The 17025-nt window shown below is 72.8% G+C and carries 15 protein-coding genes; 7 read left to right on the top strand and 8 right to left on the bottom strand.

The genetic code is table 11. The features are described 5' to 3' along the window. The first annotated feature begins 144 nt into the window (after positions 1–144). The 4 genes from IO39_RS49945 (at position 145) to IO39_RS49930 (ending at position 3607) form a co-directional block, all read left to right on the top strand. Positions 145–1764, top strand: a complete 1620-nt coding sequence (locus IO39_RS49945; protein ID WP_084774841.1) for a ThuA domain-containing protein — start codon at positions 145–147, stop codon at positions 1762–1764. A 155-nt stretch (positions 1765–1919) separates the two neighbouring features. Beyond that, the gene (locus IO39_RS49940; protein WP_157549962.1) at positions 1920–2321 is read left to right on the top strand and encodes a DUF6153 family protein; all 402 of its coding nucleotides are present in this window, start codon (positions 1920–1922) and stop codon (positions 2319–2321) included. 107 nt (positions 2322–2428) lie between these two features. Further along, positions 2429–3043 (top strand): DUF305 domain-containing protein, encoded by a 615-nt coding sequence (locus tag IO39_RS49935; RefSeq protein ID WP_157549961.1) that lies wholly within the window; start codon positions 2429–2431, stop codon positions 3041–3043. 387 nt (positions 3044–3430) lie between these two features. Further along, on the top strand, positions 3431–3607 hold the full coding sequence (locus tag IO39_RS49930; protein WP_157549960.1) for a hypothetical protein: 177 nt from the start codon (positions 3431–3433) through the stop codon (positions 3605–3607). A 114-nt stretch (positions 3608–3721) separates the two neighbouring features. Here IO39_RS49930 and IO39_RS49925 read toward each other — a convergent pair whose 3' ends face one another. Beyond that, complete coding sequence (locus IO39_RS49925) at positions 3722–4822, bottom strand: FAD-dependent oxidoreductase (protein ID WP_052424386.1); 1101 nt, start codon at positions 4820–4822, stop codon at positions 3722–3724. Positions 4823–5043: 221 nt separating this feature from the next. Between IO39_RS49925 and IO39_RS49920 the strand changes: the two genes are divergently transcribed. Next, positions 5044–6297 carry a glycoside hydrolase family 18 protein gene (locus tag IO39_RS49920; protein ID WP_043641299.1) on the top strand — a complete coding sequence of 418 codons (1254 nt, stop codon included), beginning with the start codon at positions 5044–5046 and terminating at the stop codon, positions 6295–6297. Between the two features lie 223 nt (positions 6298–6520). Here the strand turns inward: IO39_RS49920 and IO39_RS49915 are convergent, their stop codons facing one another. From IO39_RS49915 to IO39_RS49900, 4 genes are read right to left on the bottom strand one after another with little or no spacing between them, the layout of a single operon-like run. Further along, positions 6521–7867: an FAD-dependent monooxygenase gene (locus IO39_RS49915; RefSeq protein ID WP_043641297.1), complete on the bottom strand. Its 1347-nt coding sequence runs from the start codon at positions 7865–7867 to the stop codon at positions 6521–6523. Between the two features lie 33 nt (positions 7868–7900). Beyond that, positions 7901–8623, bottom strand: coding sequence for a maleylpyruvate isomerase family mycothiol-dependent enzyme (locus IO39_RS49910; RefSeq protein ID WP_043641350.1), 723 nt, complete (start codon positions 8621–8623; stop codon positions 7901–7903). Positions 8624–8666: 43 nt separating this feature from the next. Further along, the gene (locus tag IO39_RS49905; protein WP_052424385.1) at positions 8667–9551 is read right to left on the bottom strand and encodes a fumarylacetoacetate hydrolase family protein; all 885 of its coding nucleotides are present in this window, start codon (positions 9549–9551) and stop codon (positions 8667–8669) included. Then, positions 9548–10696: a cupin domain-containing protein gene (locus tag IO39_RS49900; RefSeq protein ID WP_043641295.1), complete on the bottom strand. Its 1149-nt coding sequence runs from the start codon at positions 10694–10696 to the stop codon at positions 9548–9550. Before IO39_RS49900 ends, IO39_RS49905 begins: the two co-directional genes overlap by 4 nt. Positions 10697–10799: 103 nt before the next feature. On the opposite strand from IO39_RS49900, the gene IO39_RS49895 reads away from it, so the two are divergent. Next, positions 10800–11573, top strand: a complete 774-nt coding sequence (locus tag IO39_RS49895) for an IclR family transcriptional regulator (protein WP_043641293.1) — start codon at positions 10800–10802, stop codon at positions 11571–11573. A 130-nt stretch (positions 11574–11703) separates the two neighbouring features. On the opposite strand, the gene IO39_RS49890 is transcribed toward IO39_RS49895, so the two are convergent. Further along, positions 11704–12357 (bottom strand): TetR/AcrR family transcriptional regulator, encoded by a 654-nt coding sequence (locus tag IO39_RS49890; protein WP_043641291.1) that lies wholly within the window; start codon positions 12355–12357, stop codon positions 11704–11706. 140 nt (positions 12358–12497) lie between these two features. Between IO39_RS49890 and IO39_RS49885 the strand changes: the two genes are divergently transcribed. Next, positions 12498–14060 (top strand): FAD-dependent oxidoreductase, encoded by a 1563-nt coding sequence (locus tag IO39_RS49885; RefSeq protein WP_043641290.1) that lies wholly within the window; start codon positions 12498–12500, stop codon positions 14058–14060. 58 nt (positions 14061–14118) lie between these two features. On the opposite strand, the gene IO39_RS49880 is transcribed toward IO39_RS49885, so the two are convergent. Then, positions 14119–15672: an FAD-binding oxidoreductase gene (locus tag IO39_RS49880; RefSeq protein WP_043641289.1), complete on the bottom strand. Its 1554-nt coding sequence runs from the start codon at positions 15670–15672 to the stop codon at positions 14119–14121. Between the two features lie 136 nt (positions 15673–15808). Continuing rightward, complete coding sequence (locus IO39_RS49875; protein ID WP_052424384.1) at positions 15809–16951, bottom strand: Kelch repeat-containing protein; 1143 nt, start codon at positions 16949–16951, stop codon at positions 15809–15811. Between the last annotated feature and the right edge of the window lie 74 nt (positions 16952–17025).

Here is a 17025-nt window from a genome sequence, read left to right as displayed (position 1 = left end):
TGAACGCCGCCACCCGCTACGTCCGCGTACACGGCACGACCCGGGCCACCCCCTGGGGCTACTCCCTGTTCACCTTCGAGGTCCACGGACGCTGACCCGTCCGGTCAATAGGGTGACAATAAGGTCGCCGCAACTGGAGGATCCATGCGCAGACTGATCGCCGGCCTGGGCGCCGCCATCGCCCTGGCCGCCTGCACGATCTACGCGCCGGCGGCGGTGGCCGCCGACGCGCCCTACGACGTCCTGGTCTTCTCCAAGACCGCCGGATTCCGGCACGACTCCATCCCGGCCGGCATCCAGGCCATCAGGGAACTCGGCGCGGCCAACAGCTTCACCGTCACCGCCACCGAGGACGCCGGCGCGTTCACCACGGCCAACCTCGCCCAGTACGAGGCCGTCGTCTTCCTCAGCACCACCGGCGACGTGCTCAACGCCGGCCAGGAGACGGCGTTCGAGTCCTACGTGCGCGGTGGCGGCGGCTACGTGGGCGTGCACGCCGCCGCGGACACCGAGTACGCCTGGCCCTTCTACCACCAGCTCGTCGGCGCCTACTTCGCCAGCCACCCGGCCATCCAGCAGGTGAACTCCCCGACCCAGAACCGCGCCCACCCGGCCACGGCGCACCTGCCGCAGGTCTGGACCCGCAGCGACGAGCTGTACAACTACCAGACCAACCCGCGCGCCTCGGCCCGCGTCCTGGCCACGCTGGACGAGTCGTCCTACTCGGGCGGCTCCATGGGCGCCGACCACCCGATCACCTGGTGCAAGACCATCGACGCCGGCCGCTCCTTCTACACCGGCTTCGGCCACACCCAGTCGTCCTACGCCGAGCCGGCCTTCCGCGCCCAGCTCCTCGGCGGCATCCGGTACGCGGCCAAGCGCGCCCACGCCGACTGCCGGCCCGAGACCGGCTACACCACCCTCTACAACGGCTCCACCAGCGGCTGGTCGCAGTCGGGCCCCGGCAGTTTCAGCAACGCCGACGCCACCCTGACCTCCGTCGGCGGCATGGGCCTGTTCTGGTACAACGCCAAGCAGTACACCTCGTACTCGCTGAAGGCCGACTGGCGGCTCACCGGCGACAGCAACTCCGGCGTGTTCGTCGGCTTCCCCAACCCCGGCGGCGACCCGTGGGTGGCGGTCAACCAGGGCTACGAGATCCAGATCGACGCCACCGACACCCCCGACCGCACCACCGGCTCCGTCTACGGCTTCAAGTCGGCCGACCTCGCGGCCCGCGACGCGGCGCTCAACCCGCCGGGGGAGTGGAACACCTTCGAGATCCTCGTCGAGGGCCAGCGCCTCCGCGTCTACCTCAACGGCTCCCTGGTCAACGACTTCACCAACACCGACCCGAACCGCAACCTGGACGGGTACATCGGCATCCAGAACCACGGCGCCGCCGACCAGGCCGCCTTCCGCAACATCCGCATCAAGGAGCAGGGCACCCAGCAGCCCGTGACGAACCTGGCGCTGAACAGGGCCTTCCCGGCCTCGGCGGCCGTGGACGCCTCGGCCACCACGCGCTGGTCGAGCGCGTTCTCCGATCCGCAGTGGATCCAGGTGGATCTGGGGGCGTCTTACACGGTGGACCGGGTGCGGCTGGTGTGGGAGACGGCGTACGGGTCGGCGTACCAGATCCAGACCTCGCCGAACGGGACGACCTGGATGAACGCCGCCACCCGCTACGTCCGCGTACACGGCACGACCCGGGCCACCCCCTGGGGCTACTCCCTGTTCACCTTCGAGGTCCACGGACGCTGACCCGCTCCGCCGCGGCCGGGACGTTTCCCGGCCGCGGTGGCAGCCGGGCGATGCGCCCTCACGGGACGCACCGGCGGGCCGATCGGGCACCGCGACCTGCCGTCACTACAATCGAACCCGTAACACGCCGGTGACCGGGAGGGCCGATGCAAGCCGTGCGGCGACGCCTCGCGTCGCGGGTCGCGCGCGGCCTCCTGCTCGTCCTCCTCGCCCTGGGCGTCTACGGCATGCACACCCTGGGACACGTGACGGGCGGGCATGGTGGCTCCCCGTCAGCGGCCCACTCCACGGGCGTCGCCCAGGAGCCGGCCCACGCTCTCGCGGCGGCACTCCAGTCCTTCGCGCCCGAGCCCGGGACACCGGGCCTGGACCCGACCAGTGTGTGCCTGGCCATCCTGACCTCCTTCGTGGCCGTGCTGCTGGCCACGGCCTGGCTCCGGGCGCGGCGACGCCCCGGAGCGGGCGGCGGGGCGATGCCTCCCGCCCGGCACGTCGCCCGGCCTCCGCCCCGGCCCACGTCCGTACGGCTGGCAAGTCTCTCGATCCTGCGCATGTAGGCCGATGCCCCGGCAGGCGGCCCTTCCCGGGGCTGTCCGCGAACAGGACCACGGACACCTACACATCGAGAGACCGATCGACCATGCGTATCAACCGCAGGATTTCCATGACCGCAGCCGCGGGCGCGCTGGCTCTGCTGACCGCGTGCGGCGGGGGGAGCGCCGGCTCCACGGCCGGCCGCGAAGGGACGAGCGGCGGCCCCGCCCCCGCCACCCCTGTCGCCACCCCTGTCGACACCACGAGCAGCGCCCGGCCGTCGGCGGCCGTCAACGACGCGGACGTCATGTTCGCGCAGATGATGATCCCGCACCACGAGCAGGCCGTGGAGATGGCCGGCCTGGCGGCGACCCGCGCGGGCGACCCGGAGATCAAGCAGCTCGCGGCCCGGATCAAGGCGGCTCAGGACCCGGAGATCCGGACCATGAAGGGCTGGCTCGCCGCCTGGGGCAAGCCCGCGGCCGACCCTGGGCACGGCATGGATCACGAGATGCCGGGGGTCATGTCCGAGGAGGACATGACGAAGCTCCGGGCCGCCACGGGCAGGGACTTCGACAAGCTGTTCGCCCGGCAGATGATCGCCCACCACGAGGGCGCGATCGAGATGGCCCGCACCGAGCAGGCCCGGGGAGCCGACCCCGAGGCCAGGGAACTGGCCAGGGCCATCGAGACCACGCAGCGAGCCGAGGTGGCGCAGCTGCGGAAGATCCTCGACCGGCTCTGAGGTTCGCGGCCCGCTCGGGCCTTCCGCCCGGGTGGCGCACGAAGGCCCGAGCGGCGCCGCGGCGGCCGCGGTGCCGCCTTCCGGGACGTCTCCACGCCGGCCGGCTCGCTCCGGTGACGTCGCGGGAAGAGCCCGGCCGGCGCGGGTGGCCGGCCGGCCGGCGAGGGGACGCCTGAGGCGTTGACCCGGGCCACCCGCCGGATCGATAGTGGGAGGAGTACGGAAGGGGAGTACCCGCCGTTCGACATCCCTGCCGTCATCACGGCCCGCACGCCTGGGCGGACCCGGCGGGATGGCCCTGGCGCGCGGAGCGCGGCCCGCGTGGAGGGGTGCGGGAAGACCTTCGTCCTCGTGGCCATGTCTCCAGGCGAGGCCGAGGGAGTCCTCATGTCGATCATCGTGCTCGTGGAACTGCTGCTGGGCGTCCTGCTGCTCTTCTCCGCCCTCGTCAGCGCCGCGGCGCTGTGGGTGGGGCCACCGCGCTCCCGCGGCGTCGTCCGCCGTTCGCTCCCCGTCGAGGACCGTCCCGACTGGCCGGGACGCCGGAGCGGGCCGGAAGCCTGACCCGGCGGCGGAAACCAGGACGGTCCCTGTCCGAAGTGACCGGCTGCCGGTCACCGGCGGCCCGTTCGCCGAGACAGCCGGCAGCCGGCCGCGACGGCGCAGTCCGGGCAGCGGTCAGCGGACGTCGGGGAACGAGCCGTCGCCGAACAGGATCCGCGCCGCCAGGGCCCGACCGGGGCGGGCGCGCAGCACGTGCACCGCGGCCTCGGCCGCCGCCGCGGACCGAAGGCCGCCGAACGCCCGGCGCAGCAGCAGCCGCCCGCGGAACCGGCCGCGCAACGCGACCCCGTCGTAGCGCTCCAGCGCCCGCCTGTCGCCGGTGCGCAGGTAGTCGGCCGTGACCGCGGCGGCCAGCTCCGCCATGCGCAGGCAGGGATCCAGCCCGCCCGCCGTCAACGGCGACACCGCGCCCGCGGCGTCGCCGACCAGCAGCCCGGCCGGGCAGGCCAGCCGCCGCAGCACTCCGCCGACCGGGATCGGGCCGCCCCGGCGCTCGACCGGGCCGACCGCCGCGGCGCGGCCCGGCGCGGTGGCGGCGAAGGCGTCCAGCAGGTGGCGGACCCCGGCGCGCATCGCCTCCGGATACCCGGCGACGCCGACGTGCGCGTGCCGCCCATCGTCGATGACCCACCCCAGGTAGCCGGGGGCGACGCGGGGATCCAGCACGCAGTGGAACGCCGGCGTGCTCGTCCCCGATGCGATCGGATGCACGATCTCGGCGCCGACCAGGAACCGGGTGTTGACGTCGAGGCCCAGGTCACGCGCCACCCGGGAACGGGCGCCGTCCGCGCCGATGACGAACCCGGCCCGCACCGGCCCGGCGCCCGCGAACCGCGCCACCCCGCCCGAGAAGCCGAGGTAGCGCGCGCCCAGCAGGACCCCCGCCCCGGCCGCCAGCGCCGCGTCCCGCGCGTGGGCGTAGACGGCCGCCATGTCGGCCACGCGATACTCGTCCCGGTCGCTGGTGAGCCGGATCGGCGCCCGCCGCGACGGCGGGTACAGCAGCACGTGACGGATCCCGGGACCCAGCAGGTGGCCGGGCAGGGGGAAGTCGTCGAGCGTGCGGCGCACGAAGATCCCGGTCGTGCGGATGCCCGCGGACAGCGACCGGCGGCGCTCGGCCACGAGCACGCTCAGTCCGCGGCGGGCGAGCAGGCAGGCCGTGCGCAGGCCGGCCAGGCCCGCCCCAACGACCAGGACGTCCACAGTTTGCATACCGTGCGACAGTAGGTCCGATTCTCCGGCGATTCGATGGTTTGCACCGGCCCCGCCCAGGACCTCCACACCGTCACCACATGCCCGAGCCGGGGGGCGGGCAAGGCGCGGCACTCTCAGGCGCCCTGCTGTCTGGATTCTGCCCGTTGACTGTCCGATCGCAACGGCCTACCGTCAGGGCAACTTAAAGGAAAGTTTCCTATAAATTTGGGAGACGTCACGTGAAGAAGGTCCTGCTCGCTCTCACCCTCTTACTCGGCATGACGGTGGTGCCGGCCCCCGCCGAAGCCCGCCATTCCGACTACAAGAGAGTCGCCTACTTCGTCCAGTGGGGCGTCTACGGCCGCGACTACCACGTCAAGGACATGAAGACCAGCGGGGCGGCCCGCAAGCTCACTCACATCAACTACGCCTTCGGGTTCGTGAACCAGCAGGCCGAGTGCTACTCCTCCGACCCCTGGGCCGACTGGCAGCGGCCCGTGCCCGCCGAGCAGAGCATCGACGGCGTCGCGGACGCGCCGGGCCAGGCACTCAACGGCAACCTCAACCAGCTCAAGAAGCTCAAGGCCGAGTACCCCCATCTCAAGATCCTGATCTCGCTGGGTGGCTGGACCGGCTCCGCGCACTTCTCCGACGCCGTCCTCACCCCCGAGTCGCGCAGCAAGCTCGCCAAGTCCTGCATCGACCTGTGGCTGCGCGGCAACCTGCCCGGCCTGCCCGACGGCACGGGCGCCGGCGTCTTCGACGGCATCGACCTCGACTGGGAGTGGCCCGGTTACCCCGGCGCCCCCGGCAACGTCGTCCGCCCCGAGGACAAGCAGAACTTCACCGCCTTCGTCGCCGAACTCAGGTCGCAGCTGAACGCTTACCGGCGTTCAGCTCTCATCACGGCGTTCCTGCCCGCCGCCGCCCGCGTCATCGACGCCGGCCTGGAGGTGCGGCAGGTCTTCCGCCACCTGGATTACGCCACCGTCCAGGGCTACGACCTGCACGGCCCGTGGGACAAGATCACCGGCCACCACTCCAACCTCTTCAACGACCGCCGCGACCCCAACGAGATCCGCGAAAGCCTCGACCAGACCATCACCTACTACCGCGAGCGCGGCGCACCCGCCCGTAAGCTCGTCGCCGGCGTCCCCGCATACGGCAAGGGCTGGACCGGAGTGCCGGCCGGACCCGCCGGGGACGGCGTGTACCAGCCCGCCACCGGCGCGGCCCCCGGCAAGTGGGAGGCCGGGTCCGAGGACTACAAGGACATCCTCGCCAAGCCCGGCAAGCGCTACCGCGACCTCAGGACCGGCGCCGTGTGGTTGTACGACGGCAACGAGTTCTGGACCTATGACGACCCGGCGGCGATGCTGCAGAAGGCCGCCTACATCCGGCACAAGAGGCTGGGCGGCTACATGATGTGGTCCATCGACGGCGATGACGCCAAGGCCTCCCTCACCTCCGCCCTGTACAGGGTTCTCCGCTAGAGGCCGGCCAGCGACTCTGATCGCTGCTCGTGGTGACTCTCCCTGATCGCGTCTTTCGGCCGGGGTCAGGGAGAGGACCCATGGAAGAGCCGCACGGCATCGTCCGGGCACACGACGGGGACGCTCGACCTCGGAGCCCGCCCCGCCGGCGGGCTCCGCGTCACGGCCCGGCTCCCTGGCACCGTCGCGACCGGCTCGGCCCCGCCTGAACGCGAAGAGCCCCTCATAAGGGCGTCCCGGCCCCGTGAAGAGGTGCCGGCTCCTCGCCGTACTCGGGGAACATCGGGGGCAGCTGTCCCGGGGTGAGAGCCGTCGGGCCGAAGAGCCAGTCCACGTGGCCGTAGTCGTGGACGTCGCGGGCGCGGAGCACCGCGTTGCGCCACTCCCGCTTCTCCTCGTCGTGGTGCCACAGGTCGCCCCAGGCGCGGGCGGTGGTCTGCACCCGGCGGCAGTGCCGCACGCGGACGGCGTTGTAGGCCGCCAGCGCCGCGTCCCAATCGACGTCCGGCGCGGCGTTCCGAGGGGCGTCCGGCGTGGCGTCCCGCTGGGTGTCCGGCCGGGTCTCCCGGGCGGCGGCTGCCGGCGCGCCCGCCCGTCCCTGGCCGCTCACGTGCTCGGACAGCACCCACGCGTCCTCGATCGCCATGACCGCGCCCTGGGCGAGGTACTGCAGCGGCGGATGCGCCGCGTCCCCGGTGAGGGCGATCCGGCCCCGGACCCAGTTCGCGATGGGCTCGCGGTCGAACATCCGCCACCGGCGGTCGCGCCACAGCAGCGGCAGGCCGGCCCGCACCTGGTCGCAGGCAGCGGTGAACGCCGCGTCGAGCTCGTCGGGCGTGCCCCAGTCCGCCTCGCCGGCCAGCGCCTTCGGCGACTCGAACACCGCGACCTGGTTGAACACCTCGCCGTGGCGCAGGGAGTACTGGACGAAATGGCACCGGGGGCCGACGTAGACGACCACGTCGTCGGGCTGCGTGTCGAGGTGGGAGACCTGGCCGGAGGGCACGGTGCCGCGGTAGGCGACGTACGCGGAGCTGACGGGGGCGTCGTCGCTCATGACGCGCCGGGCCACCGAGTGCAGCCCGTCGGCGGCCAGGACGATCCGGCCGAACTCCCGCCCTCCTTCGTGGACGGCGAAGGCTCCTCCTTCGGCCTGCTCGTACCCGGTCACGGTGACGTCGTTGACGAGATCCCCCCCCGCCCGCCGGCAGGCCCGCAGGAGCGTGCCGTGCAGGTCGCTGCGGTGGATCACCAGGTAGGGGAAGCCGTAGCGCCGCTCCACGTCCCGCAGGTCGAGCGTGGTGAGGACCTCGCCGTCGAGCGCGTCCTTCATGACGATGCTCCGGGGCAGCACGCCGAGGGACGTGACCTCGTCGAGCAGCCCCCAGCGGTGCAGGATGCGGGTGCAGTTGGGGGCGATCTGCAGGCCGGCGCCGACCTCGCCGAACCGGTGAGCCTGCTCCAGCAGCCGCACGCGCAGGCCCTTGCGGGTGAGCGCCAGGGCGTTGGCCAGCCCGCCGATGCCCCCGCCCACCACCACGACGTCGGCGTCGCGGCTCTGTTCGGACATGACCGGTGATTCCTTTCTCGGCTCGCGCCGGGGCTAGAGCCAGCGGGGAAGCGTGGGCGCCGGATCGCCTGCGGAGCCGGTGACGCCGTCCGATCGGCGGCCGGAGAGGTACGCGGCCAGGCCGGCCAGCGTGCCGGCGACCCGGGTGGGGCCGCCGGAGCCGGACACGGTCCACGTGCCGTCGTGGTCGGTGGCCGCCAGGGCCAGCGCGGGCCCGTCGGCGCCGGACCGCTTGGCGGTGATGTCGTCGATCAGGGCGAGCAGGAAATCGGCGGGCAGATCGCCGAACTCCACGCCCGCGCCGAGATCGACGGCGTGCACCATGACCTCGCGGGCCCGCATCCACGGGATCTCCGCGGCGGTCACCGTGCGGCCCTGCGCGGTGCGGACGTGCCGCTGCCAGTGCCGCCGGTCCAGCTCGGCGAGGCGCGCGTCGAGGGCCTCGGCGGCTCGCGCGCTCCAGGCGCGCAGCTCGGCCGCGGGCAGTTTCGCGCCGGCCGCGATGTCGGCCTCACGCTGGGCGGGGGAGGAGTACATCGGCCGCTCCTCGCCGGTGCGGGCCCAGTGCGCCAGGTTGACCAGCGCCTCGGCGTTGGCCGCCAGGTGCGCCGGCAGGTGCCTGCCGCTCCAGCCGGCCAGCCGGGTCGGCCGGTCGAGGTGGCCGTCCGGCAGCGCGGCCAGCGCGCCGGCGAAGATCGCGCTGCCCTGCGCCGTCCACCGCAGACCGTCGGCCAGGCTCCGGTTCGCGGCCGTCATGCGCTCCACCGCCGGCCCCCGGCGCGGCGACGGCTCGCGGCCGTCATGCGATCGGCCCGGCGCCGGCTTCGGCCTCGATCGGCTCGGCTTCGGCCTCGATCGGCTCGGCGACGGCCTTGACCTCCGACCGGCCGAGGCCGGTGATCTCGGTCGCCAGGACGCTGCCGCCGGTCAGGTACCGGGCGGGCACGCGGGCGTGGCCCACCCCGCCAGGCGTGCCGGAGGCGATGACGTCGCCGGGGTTGAGCGTGAGGATCGTGGAGACGTACCGGACCAGGTCGACGGGGTCGAACACGAGGTCCGCGGTGTCGGCCCGCTGCACCAGCTCGCCGTCGACCCAGCCGCTCAGGGTGAGCGAGGGCCGGCTGCCACCGGGCAACTCGTCGGGGGTGACCAGGTAAGGGCCGAAGGGCGTGCTGGTCTCCCACGTCTTGCCCTGCAACCACATCGGGGAGCGGTACTGCCAGTCGCGCATGGTGACATCGTTGAACACGGCGAATCCCGCGATGGCCGCGGCGGCCCCGGACTCGTCCGCGCGCCGCACCGAGGCGCCGATCACGATCGCCAGCTCGGCCTCCCAGTCCACCTGGCCGGACTCCGGCGGGAGCCGGATCTCGTCGTACGCGCCGACGAGCGCCTCGGGGTACTTCGCGAACAACGTCGGATACCGCGGCAGTTCCCGGCCCATCTCCAGGATGTGGGCACGATAGTTCAGCCCCACACAGATGATCTTGCCGGGACGGGGCACGACGGGCGCGTAACCCGCCGCCCGGAGAGCGGGCCCGTCCGCCCGGGCGGCGCGCCCGGCCCAGCCGGGCCGGGCCAGCAGCTCGCCGACGTCGGCGCAGCCCAGATCGATCAGGCTCTCCCCGTCGACGCGCACGGCCCGGGTGTCCCCGCCGGCGGTACGGATGGTGGCGAGCTTCACGGGTTGGTTCCTTCCAGGTCGGTACGGTTCAGGTGCAGGGCCTCGAAGATCGGGCCGTCGCTGAATCGGAAGAGGTCCAGCGCGCCGGAGTCGGAGTCGGACGCCGAGGCCTCGGACCTCGCGGAGAACGGCGTCCAGGAAGGCACGACGAACAGGTCGCCCCGGGTGACCGGCCACGACACGTCGCCCACCGTGACCCGGCCGCTGCCGTCGAAGACCTGGTACACCGAGGAACCCGTCTCCCGGCGCGGCGCGCTCCCCGCCCCGCGCCGAAGCCGGTGCATCTCGACCCGGATGGTCGGCAGCACGTCGCCGCCGGTGGTGGGATTGACATAGCGCACGGCCGCGTGACCGGGCTCGATCGTCCCGGCATGGCCCTCGGCCTCCAGCGCGAGCTGGTCGGCCAGCGCGCGGTCGGTGTCGGCCCACCGGTAGGCCAGCAGCGGGGTGGCGGGCCGCGGGCCGGGGAAGGCGACCGGGCGCAGGCCCGCGTGGCCCCACAGCCGCTCCGACCGGGACCGCTCAGGGGTGGTGCGCTCGGCCGTGCCGATCTGATCGCGGCCGAACTCGAAGAACTGGGACTCTGTGACGTACTGGAACGGGATGTCCAGGCCGTCGATCCACGCCATCGGCCGGTCGGCCGCGTTGTGGTGGGCGTGCCAGTTCCATCCGGCCTGCGGCAGGAAGTCGCCCCGGCGCATGGGCACCGGATCGCCCCCGACCACGGTCCACACGCCCTCACCCTCCACGACGAACCGGAACGCGTGCTGGGTGTGCCGGTGCTCCGGCGCGTCCTCGCCCGGCATCAGGTACTGGATCGCCGCCCACAGCGTCGGCGTCGCGAACGGCCGCCCGCCGAGCGCCGGGTTCGCCAGCGCGATCGCCCGCCGCTCACCGCCCCGGCCCACCGGCACCAGGCGCCCGGACCGGTCCGCCAGGGCCAGCAGGCTCTCCCACCGCCACAGGTGCGGGACCGCCTTGGACCGGGGATGCGGCGGCATCAGGTCGCCGATCTCGGTCCACAGCGGGACCAGCAACTCCTTCTCGAAGCCGCGGTACAACTCCGCCAGCGCCGGCGACGGCGCCGGCTGATCGGGGGAGTCCACCACGGACAGGCGAACCGGGGAGTCCGCTGTCTCGGTCATGTCTGCTCCTGGCTCGGTCAAGCGGGGGCGGGCGCGGCGGCGGGCCGCGAATGCCGGGTCCAGCTTGTAGCGTGCGGAGCAGTTCGGAATAGGAGATTCTGCTATGAAGAATCCGCCCCACTATCTCCTGCGCAGCGTCGACCATGCGCTCCAGCTGGCGGTCATGCTTCAGGTCGAGGGGCCGTTCGGCGTGGGGGAGGCCGCGCGGCGGCTCGGGGTGGCGCCCTCCACCGCGCACCGGCTGCTGGCGATGCTCGTCTACCGGGACTTCGCGGTCCGGCGGGAGGACCACCAGTACACCGCCGGGCCGGTCCTCTCGCTCGGCGGCAGCTCCCAGTCGCGTACCGCGCTGCTGCGCTCGGTCGCGATGCCGCACCTGGCCGCCCTGGTGGAGCGGGTCAGGGAGAGCGCCAACCTGCAGATCCTGTCCGGCGACCACGTGCGGTTCATCGGGTCGGTCGAGTGCACGCAGGCGCTGCGGGTCGGCAACCGCGAGGGCATGGTCTTCCCCGCGCACCTGGCCTCGGGCGGCAAGGTCATGCTCGCCGACCTGCCGCCCGAGCGGCTCCAGGCGCTGTACGACGAGGACAAGTGGGCCGGCCGCGCGGACCGGCGGCCCAACCTGGCGGCGCTGCGCCGTGAGCTGCGCAACGTCCGCGACCGGGGCTTCGCCATCAACGCCGGCAAGACCGAATCGGGGGTCACCGCCCTCGGCCGGGCCGTGCGCGGCGAGGACGGCCGCGCCGTGGCGGCCGTGTCGGTGTCGATGCCCACCACCCGCTTCTCGCGGGACCGCCTCCCCGAACTGGTCGCCGCCCTGTCGCTGACCGCCCGCGACATCGAGGAGGAACTGCGGGGCGCCTCCGCCGCCGAGTGAATCTCAGCCGGTGTGGTCGGTGCCGATGCTCAGGGCGTAGCCCCAGCCGGAGACGTGGTCGTCCTCGAAGGTGATGTCGCGGTAGACGCCCTTGCCCCGCAGGGCCAGGCCGCCGGTCGAGGCGGGGAGTTCACCGAGGCCGGCGGCGGAGCGCTCGTTGCTCGGCGGCGTCGAGTGCGGGGGTGAGGGGTGCGAGCGTGGTGCGAAGGAGGTCCGGCAGCGAGCCGGACGGCACGACGAGCCCGCTGATCGTGGCGGACGAGGCAGTCGTGTGCAGCCACCGCTCGATCGCCACGCGAACCGCGGCGGCCACGCTCGCCGCGAGCACCCGTGCGGTGTGCGGGTCGTCATCGCCGAGGCGTTCGGCGATCGCGTCGGTGAGGGGATGTTCGATCGCGGCAGTGGTTTCGAGGAATGCCTCGCGCAGCGCGGGGCGGGTGATGATCAGCAGCAACGCGTCCCGGCCGGACTCGTCCGGGGCGGTGTACTGATCCACGATCGCCTCGATGACGGCGTCGGCGAGGCCGACGCCGGCGGGCCGGTCGGCCACCGCCGCCGCGACCCGCGCTTCCCGCTCGCCGGTGACGGCGGCGACGATCGCGTGTTCGCGGCTGGAGAAGTAGTTGTTGTACGTCCTCGGCGAGACGCCGGCGGCCTCGGCGATGTCATCGACGCGCACGTCGTCCGGGCCGCGCTCAAGAGCCAGCCGCAGGGCCGCCGCGCGCAGGGCCTCCCGGGTGGCCTGCTTCTTCTGCTCGCGCAGCCCCGTCCGTCTCGTCGTCACCGTCTCAGCATCCCAGTTTTGATGCGTACATGCAAACTTGCGTGCACGCACTTTTCTGCTTAGCCTGAGCGTCCTCATGCCGCAGGAAGGATCAACGCGATCGTCCTGCCTCCGTTGCGGGCGAACCACAGGGAGCACACGTGATCACAGATGTCGTCATCGCCGGCGGCGGCCCGAACGGGCTGATGCTGGCCTGCGAACTGAGCCTGGCAGGGGTCCGGCCGGTCGTGCTGGAGCGGCTGCCGGAGCCGAGCGAGGAACCGAAGGCGAACGGCTTGCTCGGCCAGGTCGTGAGAATGCTCGACCGCCGGGGGTTGTACGAGCGTCTCAGCGGCAGCCCGGAACCGCCGCGGCCGAACACCGCGTACTTCATGTTCGGCGCGATGGGCCTGGACCTGAGCCTGCTGGAGGACAGCCCCGTCTACGCCCTGCCGGTGCCGCAGCGACGCATCGCGCAGGTTCTGCAGGAGCGCGCGATCGAGCTGGGTGTGGAGATCCGGCGGGGACACGAGGTCGTCGGCCTGTCACAGGACGACGACGCGGTCACCATCGACGTCGCGGGTCCGGGCGGGGCGTACCGCCTGCGGGCCCGGCACCTCGTCGGCGCGGACGGAGCCCACAGCACCACGCGCAAGCTCTCCGGCATCGGATTCCCCGGCGTCACCTACGACCGGATGACCGTGCGCTCAGCGCATGCGACGGTCCCGGCGGACTGGGTCGATCCTGCGACCGGCGCGCTGAACGTGCCCGGCTACGGCGCTGTTTCCCCGTTCCTGCCCCACCGCACCGAGCACGGAGGGTTCTCCTACGCGCCGATGCCTGGCCACCCGCCGCTGGTCAGCACCACAGAGTGGGACCAGCCCGCGACGGACGCCCCCATGAGCCTGGCGGAGTTGCGGGCGAGCATCCGCCGCGTGCTCGGCGTCGACGTGCCGCTCGGCCCGCCCGACGGCCAAGGACCGCACGCGCTGCGCCGGCTGACCGGCGGCAACACCCGGGTCGCCGAACGGTTCGCCGACGGCCGGGTGTTCCTGATCGGTGACGCCGCCCACGTGTACGCCGCCACGGGAGGCGGTCCAGGGCTCAACCTCGGCCTGCAGGACGCGGTCAACCTCGGCTGGAAACTCGCCGCCGAGATCCGGGGCAGCGCCCCGTCCGGACTGCTGGACAGTTACGACACAGAGCGGCGATCGGCCGCCCGGCGCATGGTGCTGAACGCGCAGGCGCAGGCGGCCCTGATCGCCCCCGGCAGCGATGTCACCGGACTGCGCGAGGTCTTCACCGAGCTGCTCCGCGACCCGGGCACCGTGCGGCGCCTGGCCGAACTCATCGCCGGCGCCGACGTCCGCTACGACATGGGCGGGCGCGAGGCGCACCCGCTGGCCGGCCGGTTCGCCCCGGACCTGGAACTGCACACCCCGACGGGGCCGGTCCGGCTGGCCGAGCTGACCAAAACGGCACGTCCCCTGCTGCTCGACCTGACCGAGGGAGCATCGCTGGCCGAGACGCTCGCCCCGCGCCACGACCGGATCGACATCGTCGCGGCGCGCTCCCAGGCCCCCGGGCCCACCGCCCTGCTCCTCCGACCGGACTGCCATGTGGCCTGGGCATCCGCATCACCCCGGCCAGATCCCATGGAGATCGAAGCACTCCGGGCGGCCCTGCGGCGGTGGTTCGGCGTCGCCGGACGCGCCCACTCCTAGAACGAAGCGCTGAAGACGTCGCCGGACAGCCTCATCGGCCCGGTGGCTTCGGGAGGTGTCAGAGCTCGACGGACTGGCCGTGGCGGAAGACGTCGCCCGGGTCCCAGCGCCGCTTGGCGCGTTGCAGCCGGGGGTAGTTGGCGCCGTAGTAGAGGGTGGACCAGGGCACTCCGGAGGTGTTCCACGCGGAGTCGTTGAGATCGGCGTCCGGATAGTTGACGTAGCACCCGTCGGTGACCTCGTTCGGCACGGGCACCCCGCCGGGATACATGTTCCGGTACAGCGTGCGGATCCACCGGAGGTGGTCGCTGCCGTCCTGATCCGCCGGCCAGTAGACCTGGTGCTGCAGCTTCATGACGGAGTCCCGCTGTACCACGGCGGTGTCGCCGGGCTTCAGCCGGTTGACGGCGGAACCGTAGGAGTCGATCTGCACCACCGCGTCGCGCTTGGTCGCCCTGTCCTCCGTCAGGCTTCGCCACAGCGCGGTGACCTGTTCCGCGGGAAGCGCCCTGCGCATGTAGGCCGACTTGTGCTTGCCGCATCGGGTGTTGTGCGGGGCGCTGACCTTCTCCGTGACGTTCCAGGGCACCGCGAGGAGCTCCTCACGCGGCCGGCCGAAGGTCGCCTCCTCTCCGAGCACCTCGCCGGCGGCGGAGACCGGATGCTCTCCGATCGCCACGGTCAGCGGGTGCAGCTCCCTCCCGATGCCCTGGTTGATCTCACGCTCGAAGTTCCTGATCAGCTCGCGGGCGTTCGGGACGCCGGCGTCGATCTGCGCCATCAGGCCGATCTGCGGCTGGCTGGCGTGATTCAGCGTGAGGATGCCGAACAGCGCGGCGTACTCGTCGCACGGCCCGCCCTGGTGCTCCTCGAAGAAGGCGCCGAAGTTGCCGACGATGCGCCGGAACCGGTCCTCGTCGATCTCGTCCCATTTCCAGCCGCCCATGGCGGAGAGCACGCTCTTGGGCGCCTCGGGCAGGTCACGGAACCACATGCGGGTGACGATGCCGAAGTTGCCACCGCCGCCTCCCGTGTGCGCCCACCACAGGTCCTTGAGATCGGGATCGTCGTCGTCCCTGGTGGCGGTGACCAGCTCCACCGTGCCCGTCCTGCCGACCACGGCGACCTCCACCGCGTACAGGTAGTCGACGGTGAGCCCGTGCTGCCGCGACAGCAGGCCGAAGCCGCCGCCGGTCACGTGCCCGCCCAGCGCGACCGTGGACCACGAGCCGCCGGGCAGCGTCTTGCCGGTTCTCTGGTACATCTTCTTGTAGAACTGCCCGAGGGTGAGACCGGCCTCCATGCAGAAGGCCCCCATGTCGTCGTCGACGTGAGCGCCGTCCATCAGCGACAGATCGATGATCACGCGTACGTCGGGGGCGCAGACGAAGTCCTCATAGCAGTGACCGCCGGACCGGATCGTGATGCGCGACCTCTCCGGGCGGGCCGGTTCGTCGAGCGCCTCCTGCAACGCGGCTTTGACCTCGGCGCTGTTTCTCGGGAGGCGGATGTAGTCGGGCCGCGCGGCCAGCCAGCGCGCGTTGAAGCCACGGCGGAGCACCTCGTAGCGCGGCTCGCCGGGCTCGATCTTGATTCCGCCTGGATGTGCCATCGCCGAGCCTTCCACGTCGGAGTACGGACGGAGTGGCGAGCCCGCCGTCCCCCTGGGGCTGCCGCGGGAGTTCGTACCCGACGGGCACCTGGCGTAATGCAGCGGCCGCACCAAGACCGGACAGCGGGTTGTTAGATCATCTCCGCGGCAGGCGGGCCCCGTTCGCGGCCCCCGGCCGGTAGGCGTCGTTGACGTCCACGGGGGCCGCGCCGCCCGCGGTGCCGCCGCCGGGGATGTGGATCGTGCCGCCCACCGCGACGGCGGCGGTCCCGTGCCGGGGCACCGGCATCGGCGCCAGGCGCACCCACCGGTCGCGCGCCGTGTCGTACGCCTCGGTCTCGGCGAAGACGGTGTTCGGGTTCGTCCCGTCGTGCCGTCCCTCGCCGCCGAAGGTGTAGATCGTGCCGCCCACGGCCGCGGCGGCGATCCCGCCCCGGGCCGTCGGCATCGGCGCCCGCTCCGACCAGCGGCGCGAGCGCAGGTCGAGCGCGTACACGGTGTCGCGCACGTTGACCTGTCCCCGGTCACGGCCGCCGAGCACGTAGAAGGTCGCGCCGACGACCGCGCCGCCGACGTGGTCGCGCGCCTGCGGCAGGCTCGGCAGGCTCTCCCACCGGCCGGTCGCGACGTCGTACGACGACACGAGGTCCACCGTGTCCTGCAGGCCGCCGGGGCCGGGCGTCAGCGTGCGCATGCCGCCCGCGAGATAGATCTTCGTCCCGTGTACGCCCATCGCGGCGCTTCCCCGCTCCATGCCGGCGGGCATCGGCGGCAACGGCGTCCACCGGCCGGTACGCGGGTCGTACACGAAGCTGTCCCGCAGGGCCTGCCACGACGCGCCGCCGGACAGCCCGCCGAGCACGTAGATCCGGCCATCGACCGCCGCCACGTTGGGGTGGTTCATCACGACGGGCAGCGGGGCCGCCTCCGACCAGGTGTCGCGCCGGGTGTCGTAGACCTCCGCCCGCCCGGTGGTGACGAAGCCGCCGGCCGGGCCCGGGACGATGCCGCCGATGACGTAGACCCGGTGGCCGAGCGCGGCGACGCTGTGCTCTTGCCGGGGCCCGCCGCCGATCGCCGCCCGCGGCCACCACCCCTTGCCGTAGGCCGGCTCGGCGGCGGGTGTCGCGGGCGTGGTGGAAGGGGTGGGCGTGGTGGAAGGGGTGGGCGTGGAAGGGGTGGACATGGTGGGCGTCGGATGGTTGGGGTGCGCGTGCGCGGGCAGGCCGGGGCCCGCCGCGAGGACCGCGCCGAGGAGCAGGGCGATACCGCGTCTCATGATTCTCCTCATCGTTCGTCAGTTCGGGGTCTTCGCTGGTTCAGGGACTGGTGTCGTACGGCCACACTCGCCCG

Origin of the sequence: Nonomuraea candida (assembly GCF_000725485.1) — a bacterium.
In the GTDB taxonomy this organism is placed as follows: domain Bacteria; phylum Actinomycetota; class Actinomycetes; order Streptosporangiales; family Streptosporangiaceae; genus Nonomuraea; species Nonomuraea candida.
Note: the sequence above shows the minus strand (reverse complement) of the source record. Positions and strands in the feature narration are given on the sequence as shown.

Coding starts and splice junctions, on each gene's coding strand:
- IO39_RS49935 (WP_157549961.1), top strand. CDS start 2,429: ATGACCGCAGCCGCGGGCGCGCTGGCTCTGCTGACCGCGTGCGGCGGG.
- IO39_RS49880 (WP_043641289.1), bottom strand. CDS start 15,672: ATGGCACATCCAGGCGGAATCAAGATCGAGCCCGGCGAGCCGCGCTAC.
- IO39_RS49930 (WP_157549960.1), top strand. CDS start 3,431: ATGTCGATCATCGTGCTCGTGGAACTGCTGCTGGGCGTCCTGCTGCTC.
- IO39_RS49895 (WP_043641293.1), top strand. CDS start 10,800: ATGAAGAATCCGCCCCACTATCTCCTGCGCAGCGTCGACCATGCGCTC.
- IO39_RS49900 (WP_043641295.1), bottom strand. CDS start 10,696: ATGACCGAGACAGCGGACTCCCCGGTTCGCCTGTCCGTGGTGGACTCC.
- IO39_RS49925 (WP_052424386.1), bottom strand. CDS start 4,822: ATGCAAACTGTGGACGTCCTGGTCGTTGGGGCGGGCCTGGCCGGCCTG.
- IO39_RS49915 (WP_043641297.1), bottom strand. CDS start 7,867: ATGTCCGAACAGAGCCGCGACGCCGACGTCGTGGTGGTGGGCGGGGGC.
- IO39_RS49875 (WP_052424384.1), bottom strand. CDS start 16,951: ATGAGACGCGGTATCGCCCTGCTCCTCGGCGCGGTCCTCGCGGCGGGC.
- IO39_RS49945 (WP_084774841.1), top strand. CDS start 145: ATGCGCAGACTGATCGCCGGCCTGGGCGCCGCCATCGCCCTGGCCGCC.
- IO39_RS49910 (WP_043641350.1), bottom strand. CDS start 8,623: ATGACGGCCGCGAACCGGAGCCTGGCCGACGGTCTGCGGTGGACGGCG.